This window comes from Paludibacterium flexuosum, from assembly GCF_037076605.1.
Classification (GTDB): domain Bacteria; phylum Pseudomonadota; class Gammaproteobacteria; order Burkholderiales; family Chromobacteriaceae; genus Paludibacterium.
Window position 1 is genome coordinate 3,555,934 of record NZ_AP029060.1, and the last position, 22,998, is coordinate 3,578,931.

General features: G+C 60.3%; 21 protein-coding genes and 1 tRNA gene. 9 read left to right on the forward strand and 13 right to left on the reverse strand.

Annotated elements, in window-relative coordinates; translation table 11 throughout:
• The first annotated feature begins 105 nt into the window (after window positions 1-105).
• Both phaR and AACH39_RS16835 read left to right on the forward strand, forming a co-directional pair.
• The gene (gene phaR / locus AACH39_RS16830) at window positions 106-657 is read left to right on the forward strand and encodes a polyhydroxyalkanoate synthesis repressor PhaR (protein WP_215777288.1); all 552 of its coding nucleotides are present in this window, start codon (window positions 106-108) and stop codon (window positions 655-657) included.
• A gap of 222 nt (window positions 658-879) precedes the next feature.
• Complete coding sequence (locus tag AACH39_RS16835; RefSeq protein ID WP_338620624.1) at window positions 880-3,369, forward strand: EAL domain-containing protein; 2,490 nt, start codon at window positions 880-882, stop codon at window positions 3,367-3,369.
• Between the two features lie 92 nt (window positions 3,370-3,461).
• Here the strand turns inward: AACH39_RS16835 and serS are convergent, their stop codons facing one another.
• From serS to AACH39_RS16855, 4 genes are read right to left on the reverse strand one after another with little or no spacing between them, the layout of a single operon-like run.
• Window positions 3,462-4,748: a serine--tRNA ligase gene (serS, locus tag AACH39_RS16840; protein WP_215777285.1), complete on the reverse strand. Its 1,287-nt coding sequence runs from the start codon at window positions 4,746-4,748 to the stop codon at window positions 3,462-3,464.
• A 2-nt stretch (window positions 4,749-4,750) separates the two neighbouring features.
• Complete coding sequence (locus tag AACH39_RS16845) at window positions 4,751-6,067, reverse strand: replication-associated recombination protein A (protein ID WP_215777283.1); 1,317 nt, start codon at window positions 6,065-6,067, stop codon at window positions 4,751-4,753.
• A gap of 2 nt (window positions 6,068-6,069) precedes the next feature.
• Window positions 6,070-6,678, reverse strand: a complete 609-nt coding sequence (gene lolA / locus AACH39_RS16850; RefSeq protein WP_215777280.1) for an outer membrane lipoprotein chaperone LolA — start codon at window positions 6,676-6,678, stop codon at window positions 6,070-6,072.
• A 6-nt stretch (window positions 6,679-6,684) separates the two neighbouring features.
• Window positions 6,685-8,277 (reverse strand): NAD+ synthase, encoded by a 1,593-nt coding sequence (locus AACH39_RS16855; RefSeq protein WP_215777277.1) that lies wholly within the window; start codon window positions 8,275-8,277, stop codon window positions 6,685-6,687.
• Window positions 8,278-8,467: 190 nt separating this feature from the next.
• Between AACH39_RS16855 and AACH39_RS16860 the strand changes: the two genes are divergently transcribed.
• Window positions 8,468-8,558, forward strand: a tRNA-Ser gene (locus AACH39_RS16860).
• 161 nt (window positions 8,559-8,719) lie between these two features.
• Window positions 8,720-9,658 carry a chemotaxis protein gene (locus AACH39_RS16865; RefSeq protein WP_215777274.1) on the forward strand — a complete coding sequence of 313 codons (939 nt, stop codon included), beginning with the start codon at window positions 8,720-8,722 and terminating at the stop codon, window positions 9,656-9,658.
• A 15-nt stretch (window positions 9,659-9,673) separates the two neighbouring features.
• Here AACH39_RS16865 and AACH39_RS16870 read toward each other — a convergent pair whose 3' ends face one another.
• Window positions 9,674-10,267, reverse strand: coding sequence for a coiled-coil domain-containing protein (locus AACH39_RS16870; protein ID WP_215777271.1), 594 nt, complete (start codon window positions 10,265-10,267; stop codon window positions 9,674-9,676).
• A 553-nt stretch (window positions 10,268-10,820) separates the two neighbouring features.
• Here AACH39_RS16870 and AACH39_RS16875 point away from each other — a divergent pair.
• Window positions 10,821-12,146, forward strand: a complete 1,326-nt coding sequence (locus AACH39_RS16875; RefSeq protein WP_338620625.1) for an amino acid permease — start codon at window positions 10,821-10,823, stop codon at window positions 12,144-12,146.
• Between the two features lie 110 nt (window positions 12,147-12,256).
• Here AACH39_RS16875 and AACH39_RS16880 read toward each other — a convergent pair whose 3' ends face one another.
• Window positions 12,257-13,867, reverse strand: a complete 1,611-nt coding sequence (locus tag AACH39_RS16880; protein ID WP_338620626.1) for a methyl-accepting chemotaxis protein — start codon at window positions 13,865-13,867, stop codon at window positions 12,257-12,259.
• 262 nt (window positions 13,868-14,129) lie between these two features.
• Here AACH39_RS16880 and AACH39_RS16885 point away from each other — a divergent pair, with 262 nt between their 5' ends.
• On the forward strand, window positions 14,130-15,032 hold the full coding sequence (locus tag AACH39_RS16885; RefSeq protein WP_215777264.1) for a DMT family transporter: 903 nt from the start codon (window positions 14,130-14,132) through the stop codon (window positions 15,030-15,032).
• A gap of 8 nt (window positions 15,033-15,040) precedes the next feature.
• Here the strand turns inward: AACH39_RS16885 and AACH39_RS16890 are convergent, their stop codons facing one another.
• The 3 genes from AACH39_RS16890 to AACH39_RS16900 all read right to left on the reverse strand — a co-directional run bounded on the left by AACH39_RS16890 (window position 15,041) and on the right by AACH39_RS16900 (window position 17,588).
• Entirely contained in the window at window positions 15,041-15,922 is an 882-nt protein-coding gene (locus AACH39_RS16890) for a methyltransferase domain-containing protein (protein WP_338620627.1), read from the reverse strand.
• A gap of 40 nt (window positions 15,923-15,962) precedes the next feature.
• Entirely contained in the window at window positions 15,963-16,745 is a 783-nt protein-coding gene (locus tag AACH39_RS16895; RefSeq protein ID WP_338620628.1) for a glycosyltransferase family 2 protein, read from the reverse strand.
• A gap of 84 nt (window positions 16,746-16,829) precedes the next feature.
• On the reverse strand, window positions 16,830-17,588 hold the full coding sequence (locus AACH39_RS16900) for a lysophospholipid acyltransferase family protein (protein WP_215777256.1): 759 nt from the start codon (window positions 17,586-17,588) through the stop codon (window positions 16,830-16,832).
• Window positions 17,589-17,814: 226 nt separating this feature from the next.
• On the opposite strand from AACH39_RS16900, the gene AACH39_RS16905 reads away from it, so the two are divergent.
• From AACH39_RS16905 to AACH39_RS16915, 3 genes are read left to right on the forward strand one after another with little or no spacing between them, the layout of a single operon-like run.
• The gene (locus AACH39_RS16905) at window positions 17,815-18,093 is read left to right on the forward strand and encodes an acyl carrier protein (protein WP_215777253.1); all 279 of its coding nucleotides are present in this window, start codon (window positions 17,815-17,817) and stop codon (window positions 18,091-18,093) included.
• The gene (locus tag AACH39_RS16910) at window positions 18,094-19,341 is read left to right on the forward strand and encodes a beta-ketoacyl-[acyl-carrier-protein] synthase family protein (RefSeq protein WP_338620629.1); all 1,248 of its coding nucleotides are present in this window, start codon (window positions 18,094-18,096) and stop codon (window positions 19,339-19,341) included.
• Window positions 19,338-19,826: a 3-hydroxyacyl-ACP dehydratase gene (locus AACH39_RS16915; protein ID WP_215777247.1), complete on the forward strand. Its 489-nt coding sequence runs from the start codon at window positions 19,338-19,340 to the stop codon at window positions 19,824-19,826. Before AACH39_RS16910 ends, AACH39_RS16915 begins: the two co-directional genes overlap by 4 nt.
• Before the next feature lie 15 nt (window positions 19,827-19,841).
• Here AACH39_RS16915 and fabG read toward each other — a convergent pair whose 3' ends face one another.
• Genes fabG through AACH39_RS16935 form a run of 4 tightly spaced genes read right to left on the reverse strand, consistent with a single transcriptional unit; the run spans window position 19,842 to window position 22,997 of the window.
• Entirely contained in the window at window positions 19,842-20,561 is a 720-nt protein-coding gene (fabG, locus tag AACH39_RS16920) for a 3-oxoacyl-ACP reductase FabG (protein ID WP_215777244.1), read from the reverse strand.
• A 5-nt stretch (window positions 20,562-20,566) separates the two neighbouring features.
• Window positions 20,567-21,013: a 3-hydroxylacyl-ACP dehydratase gene (locus tag AACH39_RS16925; protein ID WP_215777242.1), complete on the reverse strand. Its 447-nt coding sequence runs from the start codon at window positions 21,011-21,013 to the stop codon at window positions 20,567-20,569.
• On the reverse strand, window positions 21,010-21,804 hold the full coding sequence (locus tag AACH39_RS16930) for a beta-ketoacyl synthase chain length factor (RefSeq protein WP_338620630.1): 795 nt from the start codon (window positions 21,802-21,804) through the stop codon (window positions 21,010-21,012). Before AACH39_RS16930 ends, AACH39_RS16925 begins: the two co-directional genes overlap by 4 nt.
• Window positions 21,801-22,997 (reverse strand): beta-ketoacyl-[acyl-carrier-protein] synthase family protein, encoded by a 1,197-nt coding sequence (locus tag AACH39_RS16935; RefSeq protein ID WP_252346068.1) that lies wholly within the window; start codon window positions 22,995-22,997, stop codon window positions 21,801-21,803. Before AACH39_RS16935 ends, AACH39_RS16930 begins: the two co-directional genes overlap by 4 nt.
• Between the last annotated feature and the right edge of the window lies 1 nt (window position 22,998).

Sequence of the window (22,998 nt, forward strand, 5' to 3'; positions counted from 1 at the left end):
AATGTATCATGTACAATTGCCAAAATTCTAGTGCTATTGCTTTAGACTGTTGCATTTATGGTAGATTCGACAGTGTAGGCTCACACACAATACAGGGAGTATTGAATGAGTGTTGAAAAGCGGGTCATCAAAAAATACCCGAACCGTCGCCTGTATGACACGGCGACCAGCTCCTACATCACTCTGGGTGATGTCAAGCAGCTGGTGCTTGACCAGGTCGACCTCCAGGTGGTGGATGCCAAGACGCAAGAGGACATCACCCGCAGCGTGCTGCTGCAGATCATCCTGGAAGAAGAAAACGGTGGTGCCCCGATGTTCAGCTACGAGGTACTGACCCAGTTCATCCGTTTCTATGGCCAGGCCATGCAGGGCATGATGGGGCCCTTCCTGGAGAAGAACCTGCAGATGTTCGAGCAGCTGCAGCTGAAAATCCGCGAGCAGGCTCAGGCGCTGTATGGCGATAACGCCATGTTCAATACCAATCTCTGGAGCGAGTTCATGAAATTCCAGGGGCCGGCAATGCAGAACATGATGTCGAATTATCTCGAGCAGAGCACCGGCATGTACCTGGAGATGCAGACCCGCATGCAGGAACAGGCCAAGCAGATGTTCTCCGGCTTCGGCTTCCCGCCTTACGGCGACAAAGACAAGTCCTGATTGTCATGGCATACGACCCCGTCGCCGGTTTCCGGCGGCGGGGTCTTGTTTTTTGTGCTCGCCAAATCGCCATCGACTGAACCTCGACCTATTCATCTTTGTCATAGTTATTGCGGGTAAACTCAGATATAAATAGAATGCTGTTCAATTACAGGTGTAATATTAAATAGAATGTTTAAATAGTAAATGATGTCGATTTTGTTTCAGCCTGTCAGCAGCATCATGAGCCGGGAAATCCTTACAGGCCCCCCCTCCATGCTGGTGACCGAGGCTGCCCAACGCATGTCCGAACGCCGGTGCAGTGCGATTCTGATCGTGGATGAAGCCGGTCGAGCGCTGGGCATCTGGACCGAGACAGACGCGGTACGCCCAGAGTTGCATGAAGGCGCCGTCGCCCCATTACGCCTGTCAGATGTGATGACCTCCCCGGTGGCAACCCTGCCGCCGGAAACCACTGTGCAGGATGCCGTAGTGATGTTTCACGACAAGCGCATTCGTCATGCGTTGATCGAGCACGATCAGCACCCCCTGGGCATCCTGTCGATGTCCGACATCATTCGCCAACAAGGTAGTGACGCTTTTCTGGCCTTGCGCCGGCTGGATACGGTGCCGGTGCAGACGCCTTGCATGCTCGACGGACACGAGGCGCTGCAGCAGGCCGTGAGCCAGATGCGTGCGCAAGGTCGTGATGCCGTGGTGGTGCGCCTGGGGCGTGCCAGCTATGGGATTCTGACTCAGCGTGATGTCGTGCGTCTGATGGCGCAGGGCATGCCGCAGGGCCCGCTGTCGTCGTACTGCACGCGCTCGCTGTTGGCCGTCAGTGGTCGTACCACGCTGGCCGATGCCCGCAATCTGCTGCTCACCCATCACATTCGCCACCTCGGTGTACTGGACAACGAGGGCGAGCTGGTCGGGCTGGTCGGCTTCTCCGATATTCTGCACAGCATCGAGCAGGCTTTTCTGCTGGAACTGCACCAGATGCTGTTCGAGCGCGACCGGGCACTGTCCGAATCGCAGCGCAGCCTGTTGCTGGCGGAAACGGTTTTCGAGTCGACCCGCGAAGGCATCATGATTACCGACGGGGATGGCTTGATCCAGTCCGTCAACCCGGCATTCTGCCGCATCACGGGATACGCGACCGACGAAGTCGTCGGCAAGTCGCCGTCGGTTTTGTCGTCCGGCAAACAGCCGCCTGGTTTTTACCAGCATTTCTGGCATTGCCTGCTCAGCGAAGGACGCTGGCAGGGCGAAGTCATCAATCGCCACAAAGACGGCAGTCTGTATACCGAGCATCTGAGTGTCACCGCCGTGACGGGTGAGGAGGGGCAGGCGCACTATTTCGTCGGCGTATTCTCTGACATTACCCAAAGCAAGCAGACCGAGGCTCGCCTGAAATTTCTCGCCAGTCATGATGCCCTGACCGGGCTGGCCAACCGGCTGCTGTTTACCGAACGTCTGCAGGAGGCTCTGGAGCAGGCCGCCACCAATGAAATCAGCCTGGCGCTGCTGTATGTCGATCTGGATCGCTTCAAGTTGTTCAACGATACCCTGGGGCACAAGGCGGGCGATGAGCTGCTGACGCGGGTGGCCGATACCATGCAGGATCTGATGCCGGAGGGCAGCTTGTGCGGCCGGCTGGCCGGCGATGAGTTTGTGGTGCTGATTCCGGAAATCGAGAGTGTGCAGCAGGTGGCCTGCCAGGCGCAGAACCTGCTGGATGCGCTGTCCGGCGAGCGCATGGTTGCCGGTCATGATGTCTTTGTGTCAGCCAGTATCGGGATCAGCCTGTATCCGGCCGATGGTCGTTCGGCGCAGGGCCTGCTGGCCAATGCCGATGCCGCCATGGTGCGGGCCAAAGAATGTGGCAAGAATACCTTCCAGTTCTACGCCGGGGACATGAATGCCCGTGCGCTGGAGCGACTGAGCCTGGAGTCGGCGTTGCGGCGCGGTCTGGCGCAGGACGAGCTGGAGCTGTGGTACCAGCCCAAGGTGGACCTGAGCAGCGGTGAGCTGTGCGGTGCCGAAGCCCTGATCCGCTGGCGACATCCGGAGCGGGGGCTGGTGCCGCCGGACGAGTTCATTCCGATTGCCGAAGACAGCTCCCTGATCATCAATATCGGTGAGTGGGTATTGCATACCGCCTGCGGGCATATGCGCCGCTGGCGCGATGCCGGCTTGCCTGCCGGACGCATTGCAGTCAATGTATCCGGTCGTCAGTTCAAGTACGGCAGCATCGTCGATACCGTGCGCCAGAGTTTGCAGCGGTTTGACCTGCCCAGTGAATGTCTGGAGCTGGAGGTGACGGAGAGTGTGGCCATGGACGAAGGTGAGGCCATGACCGACGTGCTGCAGCAACTCAAGCAGCTGGGGGTGTATCTGTCGATTGACGACTTCGGCACCGGCTATTCCTCGCTGTCCTATCTGAAGCGATTGCCGGTGCAGGGCCTGAAGATTGATCGCTCTTTCATCATGGATCTGCACGCCGACAGTGATGATGTGGCGATCACCCGCGCCATTATCTCGATTGCCCACAGCCTGGGGCTGGATCTGGTCGCAGAAGGGGTCGAGCGCCCCGAACAGCGAGACTTCCTCATCGCCCAGGGCTGCCATGCCGGCCAGGGATACTTCTACAGCCGCCCGATGACAGCGGAGGCCTTTGAAAGCCTGCTGCGTCGCGAGGGGCGTGCTGCGTTTACCTCGCTGCTGCAATAGCCGGCAGGTTGCCCGAGCCTTGTGCCGGGTGGCTGCCTCACGATAAAAAAAACCGCCCTGAGGCGGTTTTTTTTATGACTGTCTGCCGGGTATCAGGCGCGCAGGGTTTCCATGCCGCCCATATAGGGGCGCAGCACGGCCGGAATGGTCACGCTGCCATCGGCGTTCTGGTAGTTCTCCAGGACGGCGACCAGGGTGCGGCCCACGGCCAGGCCAGAGCCGTTCAGGGTATGAACGTACTGGTTCTTGCCGCTTTCATCCTTGAAGCGCGCCATCATGCGGCGCGCCTGGAAATCGCCGCAGTTCGAGCAGCTGGAGATTTCGCGATAGGTGTTCTGCGCTGGCAGCCAGACCTCCAGGTCGAAGGTCTTGATGGCACCAAAGCCCATGTCGCCGGTGCACAGGGTGATGACACGGTAGGGCAGTTCCAGCTTCTTCAGAATGGTTTCGGCGTGGCCGACCATTTCGTCCAGCGCGGCCATCGAGTGGTCCGGATGGGCGATCTGTACCATTTCGACCTTGTCGAACTGGTGCTGGCGGATGAAACCGCGGGTGTCACGGCCATAGGAGCCGGCTTCGGAACGGAAGCAGGGCGAATGTGCCGTCAGCTTGAGCGGCAGGTCTTCGGCCTTGAGGATGCTTTCGCGCACGGTGTTGGTCAGCGAGATTTCCGAGGTGGAGATCAGGTATTGATCCGGGCCGTTTTCGTCGCCACCCTTGGTGACCTTGAACATGTCTTCGGCAAATTTCGGCAACTGGCCGGTGCCGTACAGCACATCGGCGTTGACGATGTAAGGCGTGTAGTGTTCGCGGTAGCCATGCTCGCTGGTGTGGGTATCGAGCATGAATTGCGCCAGGGCGCGATGCAGACGGGCCATGCCGCCGCGCAGCACGGTGAAGCGGGCGCCGGACAGCTTGGCGCCGGTCTCGAAGTCCATGCCCAGCGGTGCGCCGACATCGACGTGGTCCTTGACCTCGAACTCGAAGTGACGCGGTACGCCGACCTTGCGCACTTCGGTATTGTCATGCTCGTCCTTGCCGACCGGTACCGACTCGTGCGGCAGGTTGGGGATGCTCATCAGCCACTGGTCGAGCTTGCCCTGTACGGCGGCAAAAGCGTCTTCCGCCGCTTTCAGCTCATCGCCCAAAGTGGCAACCTGCGCCAGGATGGCGCTGGCGTCTTCGCCCTTGCGCTTGGCTTCGCCAATCTGCTTGGAGCTGGCGTTGCGCTGCGCCTGCAGCTCCTGCATGCGGGTCTGCAGGGTCTTGCGTTCGGATTCCAGTTGCGAGAACAGCGCGGTATCCAGCTGATATCCACGGCCGGCCAGTCGTTTGGCCACATTGTCCAGATCGGTGCGAAGCAATTGAATGTCGAGCATAGCTAGTCCTGTTTATCCTTGGCGTCCTGATCGAGCTGATGCAGGAACGCCAGTTTTTCCTGAATTTTTGCTTCCAGCCCGCGATTGACCGGAAAGTACCATTGCTGGTCTTCCAGCCCGTCAGGCAAATAGGTTTCGCCCGCAGCGTAGGCGTGCGGTTCGTCGTGGGCGTATCGGTATTCCTTGCCGTAGCCCAGCTCTTTCATCAGCCGGGTAGGGGCATTGCGCAGATGCACCGGAACCGGCCGCGAGCCGTCCTGGCGAATATGGGCACGAACCGCATTATACGCCATGTAGCCCGCATTGCTCTTGGCGGCCACGGCAAGATAAATCGCCGCCTGGGCCAGTGCCAGTTCCCCTTCCGGGCTGCCCAGACGTTCAAAGGTGTCAGCGGCATCCAGTGCCACGCGGGCGGCGCGCGGATCGGCCAGGCCGATATCTTCCCAGGCCATGCGCACCAGCCGTCGTGCCAGATAGCGCGGGTCGGCCCCGCCGTCCAGCATGCGCGTCAGCCAGTACACCGCGGCATCCGGGTTGGAGCCCCGCACCGATTTGTGCAGGGCCGAGATCTGGTCGTAGAAGGCATCGCCACCTTTGTCGAAACGACGCGCGTTCAGCGAGAGCACCTCACTGAGGAAGGCCGCATCGATGCTGTCGGTTTTGCGCGCGCGCGCCGCCGTGCGCGCCTGTTCGATCAGATTGAGAAAGCGCCGGGCATCGCCGTCGGCATAGCCGATCAGGGTGTCGACAGCGCTTTGCTCGATGCGCAGGCCGCTGAGCTCGCCGAGCTGCTGCACGCGCTCCAGCAGGGCCTGCAACTCACTGTTGGCCAGCGGTGTCAGTACATAGACCTGGGCACGCGAGAGCAGCGCCGCGTTGACCTCGAAAGACGGATTTTCCGTGGTGGCGCCGATAAAGGTCAGCAGTCCGGATTCGACAAAGGGCAGGAAGGCATCCTGCTGGCTTTTGTTGAAGCGGTGTACTTCATCGACGAACAGAATGGTACGCCGACCGTGCAGTGCCAGCACCTGATGGGCACGCTCGACCGCTTCGCGGATTTCCTTGACCCCGGCCAGCACGGCCGACACCGGGATGAATTCAGCGGCGAAGCCATTGGCGAGAATGCGGGCCAGCGTGGTTTTGCCCACCCCTGGTGGCCCCCAGAGAATCATCGAGTGCGGAATGCCGCTGTCGATCGCCACCCGCAGCGGCTTGCCGGGGCCGATCAGGTGCTGCTGGCCGATGACCGCATCCAGCTTGTCGGGGCGCAGGGCCTCGGCAAGCGGCTTGGCGGGTTCGGCGGCAAACAGGTCAGCCATGGTTACTGATCACTGATGACATCCACGCCCTTGGGCGGGGTGAAGTGGAACAGGTTGGCCGGCAGGTCCGGATTCTTCTTCATATTGCTGAAGCTGATGTGGGTCAGGTTACCAAAGGTATCCGACAGCTCCATGACCTGCAGGACATTGTTGCTGAAGCCCATGCGGATCGCGCGGAAGGTGTTTTCATCCTTCTTCGGCGTGGCGGTCAGCCACTCCAGTCCCTTGTCGCTGCCGGATTCCTTCAGCTTGTAGTCGCGCTCGATGGCATTGCTGCCGGCCAGCAGGGCCGCCGGGCTGGAGCCCAGTGCGGCATTCAGCGGCCGGGTGGTGACCTGTGCCAGCTCCTTGTCGTAGATCCACAGCCGTTTGCCATCGCCGTCGATAATCTGGTCGTAGGGCTTGGTGTACACCCAGAGGAACTTGCCCGGGCGGGCGATCGACAGGGTGCCGCTGGCCTCGTTGCGCTTGCCCTTGCTGCTGATGACCTGCTGGAAGTCGGCCGTGAGGGTCGAGGTACTGGCAATGAAGGCCTTGAGCTGAGGAATTGCCGCAGCCTGCAGGCTGCCGGCCAGCGCCAGCAGGCTGGCGGCAAGTAGGAATTTTTTCATGGGAACTCAGCTGAAGCGGTTAGTGATCGGATAGCGCCAGTCCTTGCCGAAGCCGCGATGCGTGATGCGCGGTCCGACCGGCGCCTGGCGCCGCTTGTATTCATTGATTTTCAGCAGGCGTACCACCCGCTCGACATCGGCCCGCTCAAAGCCGGCGGCAATGATCTCGGCGGCCGACTGATTGTCTTCCATATAGCGCGCCATGATGGCGTCCAGCACATCGTAAGGCGGCAGGCTGTCCTGATCGGTCTGATCCGGGCGCAGTTCGGCGGAAGGCGGGCGGGTGATGATGCGCTGCGGAATCACCTCGCCATCACGGTTGCGCCAGTTGGCCAATTGGTAGACCAGGGTTTTGGCTACATCCTTCAGCACGGCAAAGCCGCCGGCCATGTCGCCGTACAGCGTGCAGTAGCCGGTGGTCATTTCCGATTTGTTGCCGGTCGTCAGCACCAGCTTGCCGGTCTTGTTGGAGAGCGCCATCAGCAAGGTCCCGCGGATACGGGCCTGCAGGTTCTCCTCGGTCGTGTCTTCCTTCAGGCCGGCAAAGGCGGGGGCCAGGCCGTCGATGAACCGTTCGTACATCGGCCAGATTTCGATCTCGTCGTATTTCACGCCGAGGGTCTGCACCATCTGGCGGGAGTCATTCACGCTGATGTCGGCGGTATAGCGCGAGGGCATCATGACTGCGTGAACCTTGTCGGCGCCCAGGGCGTCGCAGGCGATGGCCATGGTCAGCGCCGAGTCGATCCCGCCGGACAGGCCAAGCAAGACGCCCGGAAAGCCGTTCTTGCCGATATAGTCGCGCACCCCGAGCACCAGTGCCTGGTAGGTGCTTTCCAGTGTGTCCGGCAGGGGCGCCATGCTGCCCTGGCGGAAGTCGCCATCGACCATGTCCAGCAGCAGCAGCTCATCGCGGCAGGTGCCGGCCTGCGCCACCACCTGACCTGACTTGTCCAGGGCAAACGAAGCACCGTCAAACACCAGTTCATCCTGACCACCAACCAGGTTCACATAGGCAATCGGCAGGCCGGTCTCTTCGCAGCGGTAACGCACCACCTCGTGGCGGGTTTCGACCTTGTTGCGATGGAAGGGGGATGCATTCAGGACCACCAGAACCTCCGCCCCTTCTTCTGCCGCCGCGGCGGCCGGTTCGACCTGCCAGATATCCTCACAGATCACCACGCCCACTTTGACACCGTTCTGTTCGAAGACCAGCGGCGCGGCGCCGGGGGTGAAGTAACGGCACTCGTCGAATACTTCTTCGTTCGGCAGCATCATCTTGCAGTAGGTGCCAAGCCGGTTGCCGTCGCGCAGCACGGTGGCGGCATTGAAGCGCTCATTGCCCTGTTTGAAGGGGTGACCGACAACCAGGGTGATCCCATCCAGATCCATCAGACGGCCCAGGCCCTTGCTGCATTCGCGGTAAAAATGATCGCGCAGCAGCAGGTCTTCCGGGCTGTAGCCGGTCAGCGCCAGCTCTGGTGTGACCAGCACCTCCGCCCCCTGGGCAATGGCCTGCTCGGCCAGGGCGAGAATCTTGTCGGTATTGCCGGCAATGTCGCCGACCACCGGGTTGAACTGAGCAAGGGCTATACGCATTGTTGGTAACTTGAACAATAGGCAGATGCATTGATTCTACCCGAAGATGTCGCTGAGGTCTTGGCCGAGCCTGAGCAGACGGCGCCTGAAGGCGTAGGAGAATTCCTCAGCAAAAGGCTTGCCAAAACCCGGCCGGGCTTTTATACTGCGCAGCCTCTGAGGTCGAAAACTCGCTCAGAGGCGACAATCCGGAGAGATGGATGAGTGGTTTAAGTCGCACGCCTGGAAAGCGTGTTCAGGGTAATACCCTGACGGGGGTTCGAATCCCCCTCTCTCCGCCAGCATTCTGAAAAGCCCGATTTCAACACCAGATAAAATGGTTGGCGAAGTCGGGCTTTTTGTCTTTCTGGTGCACGGCAGATTGCCATGTGAGCCAGCGCCTGTCAGATTGCGCTGACGAATCTTTTGATTGTGCGGGCCTTAACCCTGTCGAGGTGTTTCCATGCATGCTAAAGAGGTGTCCCTGTTTTCTCCTGCCGGCGGGCAACGTGAAAGTGCCGGCGGCATGGAAATCCTGCTGTTTTCACTCGGAACGCGGGAAATCTTCGGCATCAATGTGTTCAAGGTCCGTGAGGTGGCTCAGGCACCAGCCATTACCAAGACGCCGAACATGCCGGAAGGGGTGGTCGGGGTGCTGTCGATGCGTGGGCATATCATCCCGGTGCTGAAGCTGGCTGATTTCATCCATGGCCCGGCAGACCGGGAATACCCCACCATGATCGTGACCGAGTTCAATCGCGGCTCCTACGCCTTTCTGGTGGATGCCGTGGATCGCATCATCCGGGTCGACTGGGAGAAAATCCGCTCGCCCGATCGCATCATGCTGGTCGGTGCCGGGGCAGAGCAATCCGGTCTGATTACTGCCGTGACCGAAATGGACGACGGCAGTCTGGTCTCCATTCTGGATGTCGAGCAGATTCTGACGCGCGTGACCGGCGAGGCGGTGATCCCGGATGTGCCGAGAGTTGCGCTTGCCCCGGATCAGTATGTCTTCTTCTGTGACGACTCGGTGATTGCCCGCAAGGAGATCACCACGGTTCTGGAGAAAATGGGCGTGCGCTTCCAGCAGGCCAATAATGGACGCGAAGCCTGGGAGCGGCTCAACCTGCTCGCCGGGCACCGTTTCGACGACGGCGAAACCCTGCACGATCATCTGAAGGTCATTCTGGTCGATGCGGAAATGCCGGAGATGGACGGTTATACCCTGACCCGCAAGGTCAAGTCGGACAAGCGCTTCCATGGCATTCCGGTCATCATGCACTCCTCACTGTCTTCCAGTGCCAGCAAGGCAATGGGTGCCAATGCCGGCGTGGATGCCTATGTCTCGAAATTTGACGCTGTCGTGCTGGCAGAGACGCTGGTGCCCTTTCTGCAGCGCTGAGCAGAGGAGGGGGGGCTAGCTTCCGTCCAGCCCGAGTTGCCGTGCCAGCACCGGCATGATGGTAACGATGGCGATCATGGCGCCAATGATGGCAAAGGTCATGCGGTTGATGGTGGCGTGCATGTTGCTGTGCAGCCCGTGCATCTCGGTTCGCAAATCATGTATTTCACAGCGCAGCCCCTGCGTTTCGGCAGCCAGCTCGCTGCGCAGGCTTTGGGCTTCGCTGGCCAGCTCGCTGCGCAGGCTTTGGGCTTCGCTGGCCAGCTCGCTGCGAAGACTCCGGGCCTCGGCGGCCAGCTCGCTGCGCAGGCTCTGGGCCTGGGCGGCCAGTTCGCAGCGCAGGTTCTGCGTTTCAGTGGTGAGTTCGCTGCGCAGGCTCTGGGTCTCGGCCGTCAGATCGCGGCGCAGATCTGCCATGGCCAGTACGATGGCGCTGCGCTCTGCCTCTGCCTCCGGGCGGCTGACGTAGCGGTTTTCCGCCTCCTGGCGGATCGCGCCTGTCACCATTGCCACCAGTCTGAGCACCCGGCTCGCGGTCGCATCATCCACACCGGTTTTTCGCAGCGTCAGATAGAGGCGATGGGTATCGTAAGGGGTGGTCGTGGTCATGCGGATTGCGCTCCTGTCGCGTGCGGCGGGCTTGTTCGGAGTAACCCGAATCTGACCGTTGTCTGTGCCTGTTGTTCCCCATGCTTCATCATCGGCCCAGGATCGGTCTGATGCGCCGGCTGAGCGAGGTATCCCCTTGATTCAGCGTCCTTCTGTGCGATATCACGGTTCGCTCATTCAGCTGTTCAGGCCGGGTTTTATTAGCATTCAGGCAGAATTACCCCCTTTGCTTTAAGTCAAACATATGCATTAGAGTTATTTAATGTCTTGAAAATATGTCATTGCTAAGATAGGCTTTGACTCGAGGAAGTTGGTGATTCGAAAACAGCCTCGCTTGTTTTACTACCCCCGATCTGGTTGGTGCTGCACGTTTTGAGTCAGGCACCAGACCATTCCAACCTGTCCGTTTTCCGTAAGGGAATCCGGTCAGTCAGCCTTTAATGGTTTCTCCTTGGCAGCTGTCATTTTGCCAATCCATTCTTTTTGCTTTGTGCGATGACAGACCATGCCATGCAGCGTTGTTGGCAATATCAACCTGGCACTGGGGGTAATAATGAAGTCCGAATATAAAATTGGCGTAGGTCTAGCTACGTTTCTGGTCATGGCAAATATGCTGGGCTCGGGTATTTCCATGGTTCCGGCCTATATGGCATCGATCGGCACCATTGGGATGGTCAGCTGGCTGATTGCCATCGTGGGGGCTGTTTCTCTGGCACTGGTGTTTTCCCGGCTGGCGATTGTCGATCCGGCCGAAGGTGGTGTCGTGGCCTATGCCTCCAAGGTTTCGCCGGTGCTTGGGCGTCAGACGCAGATTTTCTACGTTCTGGCCAACCTGACCGGTAACCTCGCCGTCGCAGCCACCTCGATCGCCTATTTCAGCATGCTGTTCCCGGTGCTGCAGGATCCGCTGGTCTCCTCGATCGCCATTATTGTCGAAACCTGGATACTGGCCTTTATCGCCATGATGGGGATTGGCTGGGTGGCCCGTCTGGCGACGCTGGGTGTCGTGATGATTGCGCTGCAGATTGTCTCGGTCGGCTCCTATGGCTGGGTCGATTTCAGCCCGACCCTGTTCTCGCAGAACTGGAATGTCTCCGGTACCAGCTCCATGTCGGCCATCTTCTCCGGCATTCTGGTCTGCCTGTGGAGCTTCCTCGGTGTTGAAACCGCCAGCGTCAACAGTGGCCTGGTGAAGAACCCGACCCGTACCGTTCCGCTGGCCACCATGCTGGGTGTTGGTCTGGTATGTCTGGCTTACTTCCTGTCGTGCACGGTCGTTGGTGGTCTGTTCACCATGAAGGAACTGGCCAATACGCCTGCACCGTGGGTGCTGGCCGTCAGCACGCTGTTCTCGCCGAAGCTGGGCCCGTTGGTGGCCGCTGCCGAGTCGGTGCTGTGCTTTGCCTCGCTGTGCTCCTGGATCTTCATCGTGGCCGAAGCCGCCGCCCGCGCGGGCAAGGATGGCACGCTGCCGAAAATCTTTGCTGAAACCAACGCACGTGGTGTGCCGGCCAAGGGCATCATCATTGAAGCTGCCATCATGACCGCGGCCATGATCGTCGCCATCATCATGAAGCAGAACCTGGTCTCGATTTTCGGTACCACGGCTGTACTGGCTTCGCTGTTTGTCCTGTTCCCGTACTTCTACTCGATCCTGTATCTGCTGAAGCGTCAGGAAAAGAAGGGTGCCTTGCTGACTGCCGCCGCGATCCTCGGCATGCTGTTCTGCTTTGTCGCCATTGCCGGCGGGACGCAGGGTCAACTGGCCTTGACCTTGATCGTTGCCCTGGCGCTGTTCCTGCTGTCGGTCCGCTCTGACAAGGCCGAGTCGGCCGAAGAAGACGTGACCAAGGTCATCCCGCAGCCACAGGCTGATTAAACCCGTCAGTCCGCGCCGTCCGCTCCCACGGCACCGTGCCGGACTGGCAGGTAGTAGTGGTCAAAGACCCCGGAACCCGTCCGGGGTCTTTGGCCGTCCATCAGAATGACTCAGACCTTGAAGCTGGCCACCGACTGATTCAATTCACCAGCCAGCTTTTCCAGTTCCAGCACACTGTCACGCGCGGCCTGAACTGACAGGGCCGACTCTTCCACCATGTGAGCAATTTTCTCGACATTGCTGGCCACATTGCTGTTGGCGATGCTTTGCTCCGAGGTCGAGTGGGCCACTTCGCGAATCTTGTGCAGGGTTTCCGACGTCCCCTCGCTGATCTGGCGCAAGGCTTCGGCGGCCTGCGAGGCCTTGTCCACCCCGAGGGCCACTTGCGGCTTGATCTGCTGCATGCTGCCGACCACCGAGTGCGTGTCCTGCTGGATGGCGTTGATCATCTCGGTGATCTTTCCGGTCGCATTGCCGGCCCGTTCGGCCAGCTTGCGCACCTCATCGGCCACCACGGCAAAACCACGTCCCTGTTCACCGGCCCGTGCCGCCTCAATGGCTGCGTTCAAGGCCAGCAGGTTGGTCTGGTCGGCAATGTCCTTGATTTCGTTGGCAATGGTGTCGATGGTGCCGGCCCGCTCATCCAGTGAGGCAATGGTACGCGAGGCATCTTCAACCTGGCTGGCGACACGCTGGATTTCCTGCGCGGCCTGATTGACCAGCTGTCCGCCTTGTTCGGACAGCTTGCTGGCCTGAGCCGAGTTGCTTTCGGTTTCGCGGGCACTGTCCGAGATCTGATCCACGCTGACCGACAGTTGTTCGATCGCCGCGGCCGTGGCGGTGGTGGCAGTCGAGGATTCGTGCGAGGCCGAGGAGATCTGGGCCATGCGACCGGAGATCGATTGCGCCGTGTCGTGCAGCTTGCGTGCCCCCTGTTGAATATCGTGGACCACTTTCTGCAGATTGTGCTGCATGACGTTGATGGCACCCAGCAAACTGTCGCTGGCCGGGGAGCCCTGGATTTCCTGGCTCAGGTCACCGCGCGCAATCGCGGTGGCCACCTCGGCGGCATAGTCGGGTTCCCCGCCGAGACGGCGATAGATCTGGCGGGCCAGCAGTGCGGCGGCAGCGATCACCAGCATCATGACCACCAGGCCGATACAGACGAATTTGATTGCCTGTTGCCAGAAGATGGTGTTGACGTCATCGATATAGGTGCCACAGCCGACCAGCCAGTCCCAGTCATCAATATGCGTGATCCCCACCAGCTTGGGGACCAGATCATTGCCATTGGGACGTTTGGTGACGGTGCTGACGAAGCCGATCTTGCTCTGGGCAACAGCCTCACGATAACCCTGCATACTGGTGCGGCCATCCGGCAAGGTGCCGCCAGAATCGATCTTGCCCTCCTTGCGGGCGTCCGGATGCACCAGCACGTAGCCATCCATCCGACGGATGAACACATAATCGTCCGCCTCACGCAGACCACGAATGGCGCTCATGGCTTGCTGTTGCGCTTGTTCGCGCGTCAGCTTGCCGGATTTTTCCAGAGCCTGATAGGTGGCAATCTCATGACTGGCTAGTCGCAGAACCAGGGACAGGCTGGTCTGACGCTCGTCGAGAATGGTTCGGTTCAGGGTGTGCAGCGCCACGCCGCCAATGGTGATGAGGCCGAGAATCGCCGCGATGACGATAATGGCCAGTCTGGTGGACAGTTTCATGTTCTTGTTCTCCGCGAGAGGGACAGTCTGCGTTGTTAGCAAACGCTTAAGGTTTGTTGTCTGGGTGTGATCGTTTTAGTTAATACTATTAATGAATATGTATAGTTTCAACGTGGATTTATTGTCCATGTGGCAGGCATGGTCTTTGGATCTGGTGCCGCTCGGCCTGCTGGGCGGCAGTCTGCGCGCGGAAGACATCGCTTCCCTGAGGGGGATAGGAGTAAAGTGGTAGATAATTTATTCCGTATGAAAGTGTTTGGTCATGCCTTATGTTGTCCTGCTGCTGTCCATGCTGCTGTGGGCCAGTACCTTTATTGCGGTCAAGTATATTTTCCTGAGCTTTGATCCGGTTTTCGTCCTGTTTGCCCGCATGGCCATTGCCATGCTCTGTCTGCTGCCCTTGCTCGGCGTGCTGCGCGTTTCACTACGCGTTCGGCGCGAGGACTGGCGCAGTCTGTTGCTGCTGGGGCTGTGCCAGCCTTGTCTGTATTTCCTGTTCGAGTCTGCCGCACTCAAGCTGACCAGTGCTTCGCAAGCCTCCGTGCTGGCTGCGCTGATTCCGGTGCTGGCGACCCTGAGTGCCTGGCTGTGGCTGCGCGAACCGCAGCGAGCCGGCAGCTGGGCTGGCGTGGTGATTTCCACCATGGGCGCGCTGGCCCTGACCCTGGCTTCGCCTGCCTCGGCCAATGCACCGAATCCCTTGCTGGGCAATTTCCTGGAGTTGCTGGCCGTGCTGTGCGGGGTCGGCTATATGCTGCTGCTCAAACGTCTTGCCGCACGCTATGCCCCGCTGACCATTATTTTCATCCAGACCATGATTGGCCTGCTGTGGTTTGGCTTCGGCCTGTTGACCCCATGGGGCACCTGGCCGACGGCCTGGCCGTTCTGGCCTTGTGTGTGGCTGGTGTATCTGGGGGCGGTGGTGACCCTGGGGGCGTTTGCGCTGTATACCTGGGCCATCAGCCGCGTTCCGGTGGCGCATGCCGCCGTTTTTACCAACCTGATTCCGCTGTTTTCCATGGCACTGGCCTTCATGCTGCTGGACGAGCGCCTGACGCGTCTGCAATGGCTGGCCTGTCTGGCCATTTTGCTCGGGGTATGGCTGGGGCAGCGATCGGGGGGCAAGCCTGTCCCTCAGGGCGACTTGCAGCAAGTGCAGGGGTGAGGGTCGATTCAGCCCGGAATCCCTGGCGGCAAGGCCAGGCCGCCCAGGCGAAACCAGCGCACCAGGTTGTGAAAATCCTGTTGTGCCTGCGCGTCCAGCGTATGCCACGCCTGTTGCCAGCGCTGTTGCAGGGGCCGGTCAATTTGTCTTCGCGTGGTACTGCGAAAGATCATCAGAAAGGGGGCCAGTGCCGTTTGATCGGTGCGGGTTTCCAGATTGGCCGACTGTAATGCGTGGCGCATTTCGGCCACGCTGAATGCTGCGCGCAGCGAGGCCAGGAAGTCGCGCGTAAAGGCGGGGGACTGCTCGCTGGCGCGATCATGGGCAAAGTAGCGTTGGCTGGCCAGGCGCTTCAGCCGCCCGAAATCAGCCAGATACAGCCCGCCGCCAGGACGCAGGACTCGACGGATTTCCCTGCTGGCCTGTCCGAGCGACCGGGTATCGGGCAAATGGTGAAGTGACATGGTGCACATCACGGCATCCTGCGAGGCCTGATGGAGAAAATGAAGATTGGTGATATCGCCTTGCATGAGCGTGACGTTATCGATCTGCTGCTGCCGCAGCGTTTCTCCCGCCAGATCAAGCATGGCCGGAGAGGCATCCAGGCCGAAGAAGTGGCAGTCCGGATTCAGCCGGGCCATGCAGGCCAGTTGATTGGCCGGCCCGCAGGCCAGATCCAGCACGGTATCGCCCGTGCGCAGAACGGGCAGGCATTGCGTGGCATGGTAAAGATACAGAGGCTGCAGGATGCCCTGATCACGTCCGCTATCGGCAAAAGCATGCACCTGCGCCGGATCGCGCATGACGGCATCGTGCTCCGGGACTCTGGGCAGTGGATGGCGCATGACCTGCTCCATCAGCAGGTGGTAGAACATTTGTGTAGCGGACATGGACAGGCAGGTTTCGGTTCTTGACTCGGCAGTGGTACGTTTAACGGGCTTGCCGGCGTACTCTGGTCAGGAGTCGCCGCGCGGTCAGCATTGGCAGGCGCAGGATGAATCCGATCATCAGACGAATGTGCATGCAGGTCAGCAGCCGATTATCCCGCCAGTAGTTGAAGTGGGAAACCCCGCCTTCTCCTGGCTGGAAGTATTTCACCGCGGCAGGCAGGTTGATTGGCCGAACGCCAAGCCAGCAGAGGCGCACGACCGCCTCCGGGTCGAAGTCGAAACGACGCATCCAGCGCTGACCGCGCATCACGCGCCGCAACGGAGCCACCGGATAAACACGGAAACCAAACAGCGAATCACCGATGCCCATGCCCAGCGTTTCCAGGTTGGCCCACCAGTTGGAGATTTTGCGCCCCTTGACCCGCAGGGAGGGTGCACTGGCATCGAATACCGGTACACCCAGTACCATCGCCTCGGGGTGCGTCTGGGAGCAGTGCATGAAGTCGGGGATGCGCTGCGCCGGATGCTGTCCATCCGAGTCCATGCATAACACATGGGTCATGCCCTGCTGACTGGCCATTTCCAGGCCATGCAGGACCGCGGCACCTTTGCCGACGTTATGCGGCAAGACCATGACGCGCAGGCCGTCATCCTCGGCGGCCAGGGCCTGGAGCGCCTCGGCGGAACCGTCCGTACTGCCGTCCACCACCACCCAGACCGGATTCCAGAAGCGTCGGGCTTCCTTGACGGTGTCAATGACTTTGGGGCCCGGATTGTAACTCGGGATCAAAACCAGATGGCTGGTGCTGGGGGAATTATTCATCGGAAAGCCGGATTAAAATGGCCAGATTGGCACAGTAAAAATGAGCTGGAACATAGCTGAAATGCCATTGCATGGTCAAGAAACTCACCGGATGCGCAGATCGGGATCAATCGATCGCGTCATTTGTGATTCAAAATATTGCTGCAATTTGAGTGTCGTGATGGCCAGATTATCATCCGGCTCGAATAGCGCGCCCAATTCGGCACGATAAACCAAAGGAAACTCAGGTGGGCGCCAAATTTTCCAGCCCTTGGACAAATAAGCAGAATTCGTGCGGATCAGGATGGTTTGCAGCGGCGCGGCGGCCTTTTTGGCAATCAGGGCGACGGAGCCTTGCAGCGGGTTGACCGGCTGGCGTGTCGTGCGGGTGCCTTCCGGAAAGATCATCAGCAGATTGCCCTGTTCCACACTGCGTATGGCCGCGCGGAACATCAGATCCGGCTGCCGGTTGGAGACATAGCCGGCCAGATAGGCGCCTGCCCCCAGAAACAGATTGCTGCTGATGCTGGCCTTCATCAGACAGACGGCCTGCCGGACCCGAGACAGCACCAGAAAGGCATCAATCATGCCGGGATGATTGGGGACCAGCAGCATGCGTGAACGGCCATTCAGTGCGTCCAGTGCCGATAGATCGAGACGCATCAGCCGACAGGCTGCCGCACCGTCGAGAAATATTCGGCAAATCAGGCTGATAGACCATTGCACCAGGGGCTCGCGCAGCCACCGGGGCGTCAGGAGCAAGGGCAGTGCCAGCAGGTTGCCAGCTAGCAACATACTGCCAAGCCATAACAGCATGGAATAGAACAGGATGATTTGATGCAGGCGATGGATTTGCTTCAGCATTAACTTTAAGGTTCAAAAACAATCTGGCAATGATATGGCCTGAAAAGACCGATGACATTACGAGTCAAGTACGGTTGCTATTGACAGTTTTCGTCATTGCTTGGATATCCGCGTATTTACGACGCCAGTCCATGGATTTATGGATGCCGGTCAAGCATTTTTGCACACTTTTACTTTATAATCTTGAAGTTTGTGATATGTCACCATCCCTCATGTTGGAATGTTCATGCTAGAAGATATTGTCAAAAACTACCTGATTTCTACCAAAGGCAAGGATGTCTCGTTGTTCGACAACCCCGATTTGTCGGTATCCGATCTGGGGCTGGATTCTCTGGATATGGTGGAAATGCTGTTTGAAATTGAAGATCGCTGTGGTTTCCAGCTGCCTGATCCGATGCGTTACGCCAGTATGAGCTACAAGGCAATGCTGGCAGATATTGAACAAGTCATTCGCGAGCATCATAACGGCGAGTTGCCGGAGATGGCTCTGCAGGCAGGTAAATAATTGGCTCGCGTCCTGATTACCGGAATGGGGGCGATCAGCCCCCTGGGCGTCGGTCGCCATCAGACCTTTTCCGCCGCACTGAATGGCGAATGTGCCATTGGTCCGGCAGGAGAGGACATTGCCAAATGGTTGCCGCATGTGCTGACCGCCCCGGTCAAGGTTGATCCGCTCAGTCTGCTGAGTGACAAGCATGCCGGTCTGGACCGGGCCAGCCAGTTTGCCCTGGTGGCGGCCAACGAGGCGCTGGCTGAAGCCGGGATGACCCCGCAACCGGAAGATGCCCGTCGTATCGGCGTGTATGTCGGCATCGGCTTCGGTGGCGCCAGTACCGTCGATGCGCTCTACACGAGGCTGCAGGCCACTTTGCAGCAGGGGCGCAGCCCGACCGTGGTCCATCCTCTGTCCGTGCCTCGCATGATGTCCAATGCCGCGGCAGCACTGGTTTCCATGCAGTATGGTCTGCGCGGACCGAGCAATACCTATTCTGTCGCCTGTGCCTCGTCTGCCGTCGCCATCGGCGAGGCATTCCGTGCTATTCGTGATGGCTACCTTGATGCCGCTGTCGTGATCGGCACCGAGGCCATGCTGACAGGGGGGGCCATGCTGGCCTGGAATGCCCTGCGGGTGATGGCCAAACCGGATCCCGCCGATGTAGCGCGCAGCTGCAAACCTTTTGCGCAGGATCGCAGCGGCTTTGTTCTGGGCGAAGGTGCGGCGGCCATGGTACTGGAGAGTGAGTCTCGGGCCCGGCAGCGCGGTGCCGCGGGCATTGCCGAGGTGGCGGGCTACGGTTGCAGCAGTGATGCGGCCCATCTCACGGCCCCTTCCAGCGAGGAGCAGGTGGTGGCCATGCAGCAGGCGCTGTCCCAGGCCGGATTGTCCGCCGCCGAGGTGCAGTATCTGAATGCCCACGGGACGGCCACCGATGCCGGTGATGTGGTCGAGACGCAGTCGATCCGCGCCGTGTTTGGCGATGCTGCCGATGCGCTGGCGGTCAGCTCGACCAAGTCCATGCACGGACACCTGATCGGCGCCAGCGGGATTCTGGAATTCCTCATCAGCGTCATGGCCATGGAGCAGGGGGCCTTGCCGCCGACGGCCACGCTGGACCGGGCCGATCCGCGTTGTGATCTGGATTACATCGCGCGCGAAGCGCGTCGGGGCGTCGAAGTGTCGGCGGTCATGTCCAACTCGTTTGCCTTTGGTGGCAGCAATGCCTCGTTGCTGGCGAGACGTTATCAACCATGAGCCAAGCACAGCCAGACTACCCGTTGCAGCTGTCCCGCGCCGAGATCGAACAGGTCTTGCCGCACCGTGGCGATATCTTTTTTTGCCATCAACTGACGATCAACGGGCCGCATGCCTTTGAAGGCACGGCCCGCTGGTCGCTTGATCATCCGCTGATCCGGGGGCATTTTCCCGGCATGCCCATCGTGCCGGGCGTACTGCTGATCGAGGCGATGGCCCAGCTGACCGGCGCCGGTCTGCTGGTGGGGGATCCCTATATCAAGACCCTGCCGGAAGATTCCATCGGGGTGTTGGCAGGGGTGCGCAGCTGCTGGTTCAAGCAGCCGGTCAGGCCGGACAGCGAAGTAAGATTTGACATCCAGTGCCGTCAACTGGCGCCGGCGCTGGTGCAGGCGACGGCACGGGTGCAAGTGGATGCGACGGAAGTGGCCAAGCTCGACCTCTCCATTGCCTATGTGCCGCGCCAGCAGGTACTGGCAGGCTGAACCTGCCTGGTGTGCTCAGATCATGCCGCCATTGATGGAAATGATCTGCCCGGTGACGTAGCCGGCATCTTCCGAGGCCAGATAGGCGACCAGGCCGGCCACCTCCGCCGGCGTGCCGGCGCGCTTCATCGGTACCATCGAGGCAATCTGCTGCTCGGTAAAACTGTCCTTGCTCATTTCCGATTCGATGACGCCTGGCGCAATGGCATTGACCGTGATGCCGCGGCTTGCCAGCTCCAGGGCCAGCGACTTGGTCGCCCCGTGCAGCGCCGCCTTGGCGGCGGCATAGTTGGTCTGACCACGATTGCCGGCCAGGGCGGCCACCGAGGTGATATTGATGATGCGTCCCCAGCGGGTACGGATCATCGGCATGGTCAGTGGCTGGGTGACATGAAAGAAACCATGCAATGACACGTCGATGACCCTGTGCCATTGAGCGGCGCTCATGCCCGGGAACACGGCATCGTCGTGAATCCCTGCATTATTCACTACGACCTGAATCGGACCTTGCTGCAGCAGGGTTTCCACGGCCTGCGCACAGGCCGCCTCATCCGCCACGTCAAATTGCACCGCTTCGGCCGAGTAACCCTCGGCGATCAGGGTTTCACAGAGATGCTGTGCCTGCGTCAGCTGGCGGTTGGCGTGGACGATGACATGGAAGCCTTCTCGTGCCAGTCGCTGGCTGATGGCAGCGCCGATGGCACCGCTGCCACCGGTAATCAGGGCTCGTTTCATGGTGATCAGACTTTCGGGGAATAGGCGTCGGCATCGAGAATCGCGGCCAGCCGACCGCTGGCCAGCACCTGCTCGTCCGCCAGGATTTCAAACTGATACAGGGCATTGACCGCCGAGCCCGACAAACGGGTGGCATGGACCGTCAGGGGACCCGTGGATTGATCCAGCCGCGCGACATGCCAGCGCACATCCCGCGCACTGGTGAGGAAACCGGCCTTGGGAGCCGGCGACGCTTGCGCCAGCAGGGCGCCATGCACGGCCATGGCCTGGGCGGCGTATTCAATTGCCGTCGAGATCCCCAGCCGGTCATGGGCACGCAGCGGGTTATCTGCCTGGCAGTGGCTGTCGGTCAGACAGTAAATCTCCTGCTCATTCCAGTCCCGCACACTGTCCAGCAGGCACATCTTGCCCTGATGAGGGATGTGTGCCGCGATCCACTGACGATCGATCATGCCGCCACCTCAATGGCCAGACTGGTTTCCGCCAGATAGTCGATGACGACACGGCCGCTGCCGCCCCGGGCCAGGCGCTGCAACAGGGGCAGACTGCGTGCCGAGGGGACTTGCAGGCGCAGCGACTCGAGATCGCTGTGCGCCAGGGTATCGGCTGGCTCCTGACAGAGCGACAGGCGCAAGGACGGCTGGTGTGCCGCCGTCTGCATCGGGCTCAGGACCATACCGACGCCGAAGGGCCAGGGAATCGGGCGCAAGGAGTACAAAGGCTCGGGATAGGCGGTGTCGAAGGCGATCAGCAGGCAGGGCTGGCCACTGCTCAGTGCCTGACACGCCGTTTCCAGCAGGGCGGCACCGAAGGTCGCATCGTAGGTGCACAGGCTGGTCGAGGCTGCGGTGCAGTGCGTGGCGATGCCCCAATACCCTGCGGCTGCATTGTGAACCGAGTTATGGAAGCGGGTCGGCGAAATCATGCGGTCATCCGAAGCCAGCGTATCCAGCAGGCTGTGGCAGTTCTCGCAGTCCCCGCCCGTGGAAGAAAAAATATTCGCCAGTGTGGCAGGGTCTCGTCCGGCGGCCCTGGCCGCGCCCAGGCCGATGGCCATGGAGAGACGGATGGCACTGCCCGCGCGGCGCCGTTCGGTGGCGGGAAGCAACTCGGCCACCGGCATGACGACCGGCGCCATGTCGATCGGCTGCTCGCCACGCAAGACAGGCTGGGCGTCAGACCAGTTGGGCAGGCCCGGACCGATCAGACTGATACCTTCAAGATAGATAGTGTTCATGCTCATGATGCGACGCGCGAAAAAATCAGGCTGCAGTTACTGCCGCCAAAACCGAAAGAGTTGCTGAGGACGTGCTGCAAGGGCTGCGTTCGTGTGGTCAGCAGATAGTTGGCTTGCAGGCGCGGATCGGTCTCCCGGGTGCCGGCACCGCCCGGCATGAAGCCATGGCCAAGCAGCAGGGCACAGATCACGGCTTCGATCCCGCCGGCGGCACCCAGGGTATGACCAGTGTGCCCCTTGGTCGAGCTGCAGGGGGTTTGTGTGCCGAAGAGGCTGCTGACCGCGGCATCTTCCGCCGCGTCATTACTCGGGGTGGCCGTGCCATGCAGGTTGATATAGTCGATCTGTGCCGGTTGCAGGCCGGCACTGTCCAGCGCCGCCTGCATGGCGGCGAGGGCGCCCAGACCCTGCGGATGCGGCGAGGACATGTGATAGGCATCGCTGGTTTCACCGACGCCCGTCAGCAAAATGTCGCCTACGCCGGCCGGATCGTGGCGTTCCAGCAAGGCATAGGCAGCTCCTTCACCGACCGAGATGCCGTCACGGTTTGCATCCCAGGGTTTGCAGGGACTGGCCGAGACCAGCTGCAGGGACGAAAAGCCGTAGATGGTCGTCAGGCACAGAGAGTCCACGCCCCCAACCACGGCGGCATCGACCAGGCCAAGGCTGATCATGCGCTGTGCGGCGGCAAAGACTTTGGCACTGGAAGAACAGGCGGTGGAAATCACGGTGGCGGGGCCGCTGATGCCGAAATAGTGACGGACGAAGTCTGCCACCGAGAAGGTATTGTGGGTTTCGCGATAGCGATGATCGGACGGCAGTCGGCCGGTTTCCGGATCGCGGAAGCGGTAAGCCACTTCCGAACTCAGGATGCCGGAGGTACTGGAGCCGAGAATCACCGCCACGCGCTGGGCACCATGACGGGCAATCGCCTGCCTGACGTGTCCGGCGAAGCCGTCCTGTTCCAGCGCCAGCTGGGCCAGACGGTTGTTGCGACAATCAAAGCGTGCCAGATCCGGTCGCAGGGTGAAATCGTCGAGGCCGGCAACCTCGCCCATGCAGAATTCGGATGAGATGGTTTCCCAGCGCTGGCGCACGATTCCGCTGCGCTGGTGCCGCAGGGCATCCACATGGGGGGCGATGCCGGCGCCAAGCGCGCTGGTCAGTGTGTAGGCACTAAGTCTGAGGGCTTGCATCATA

Excerpts from the sequence above, each read along its gene's own strand:
- phaR (WP_215777288.1), top strand. The coding sequence starts at position 106 with ATGAGTGTTGAAAAGCGGGTCATCAAAAAATACCCGAACCGTCGCCTG.
- AACH39_RS16835 (WP_338620624.1), top strand. The coding sequence starts at position 880 with ATGAGCCGGGAAATCCTTACAGGCCCCCCCTCCATGCTGGTGACCGAG.
- serS (WP_215777285.1), bottom strand. The coding sequence starts at position 4,748 with ATGCTCGACATTCAATTGCTTCGCACCGATCTGGACAATGTGGCCAAA.
- AACH39_RS16845 (WP_215777283.1), bottom strand. The coding sequence starts at position 6,067 with ATGGCTGACCTGTTTGCCGCCGAACCCGCCAAGCCGCTTGCCGAGGCC.
- lolA (WP_215777280.1), bottom strand. The coding sequence starts at position 6,678 with ATGAAAAAATTCCTACTTGCCGCCAGCCTGCTGGCGCTGGCCGGCAGC.
- AACH39_RS16855 (WP_215777277.1), bottom strand. The coding sequence starts at position 8,277 with ATGCGTATAGCCCTTGCTCAGTTCAACCCGGTGGTCGGCGACATTGCC.
- AACH39_RS16865 (WP_215777274.1), top strand. The coding sequence starts at position 8,720 with ATGCATGCTAAAGAGGTGTCCCTGTTTTCTCCTGCCGGCGGGCAACGT.
- AACH39_RS16870 (WP_215777271.1), bottom strand. The coding sequence starts at position 10,267 with ATGACCACGACCACCCCTTACGATACCCATCGCCTCTATCTGACGCTG.
- AACH39_RS16875 (WP_338620625.1), top strand. The coding sequence starts at position 10,821 with ATGAAGTCCGAATATAAAATTGGCGTAGGTCTAGCTACGTTTCTGGTC.
- AACH39_RS16880 (WP_338620626.1), bottom strand. The coding sequence starts at position 13,867 with ATGAAACTGTCCACCAGACTGGCCATTATCGTCATCGCGGCGATTCTC.
- AACH39_RS16885 (WP_215777264.1), top strand. The coding sequence starts at position 14,130 with ATGCCTTATGTTGTCCTGCTGCTGTCCATGCTGCTGTGGGCCAGTACC.
- AACH39_RS16890 (WP_338620627.1), bottom strand. The coding sequence starts at position 15,922 with ATGTCCGCTACACAAATGTTCTACCACCTGCTGATGGAGCAGGTCATG.
- AACH39_RS16895 (WP_338620628.1), bottom strand. The coding sequence starts at position 16,745 with ATGAATAATTCCCCCAGCACCAGCCATCTGGTTTTGATCCCGAGTTAC.
- AACH39_RS16900 (WP_215777256.1), bottom strand. The coding sequence starts at position 17,588 with ATGCTGAAGCAAATCCATCGCCTGCATCAAATCATCCTGTTCTATTCC.
- AACH39_RS16905 (WP_215777253.1), top strand. The coding sequence starts at position 17,815 with ATGCTAGAAGATATTGTCAAAAACTACCTGATTTCTACCAAAGGCAAG.
- AACH39_RS16915 (WP_215777247.1), top strand. The coding sequence starts at position 19,338 with ATGAGCCAAGCACAGCCAGACTACCCGTTGCAGCTGTCCCGCGCCGAG.
- fabG (WP_215777244.1), bottom strand. The coding sequence starts at position 20,561 with ATGAAACGAGCCCTGATTACCGGTGGCAGCGGTGCCATCGGCGCTGCC.
- AACH39_RS16925 (WP_215777242.1), bottom strand. The coding sequence starts at position 21,013 with ATGATCGATCGTCAGTGGATCGCGGCACACATCCCTCATCAGGGCAAG.
- AACH39_RS16930 (WP_338620630.1), bottom strand. The coding sequence starts at position 21,804 with ATGAGCATGAACACTATCTATCTTGAAGGTATCAGTCTGATCGGTCCG.
- AACH39_RS16935 (WP_252346068.1), bottom strand. The coding sequence starts at position 22,997 with ATGATGCAAGCCCTCAGACTTAGTGCCTACACACTGACCAGCGCGCTT.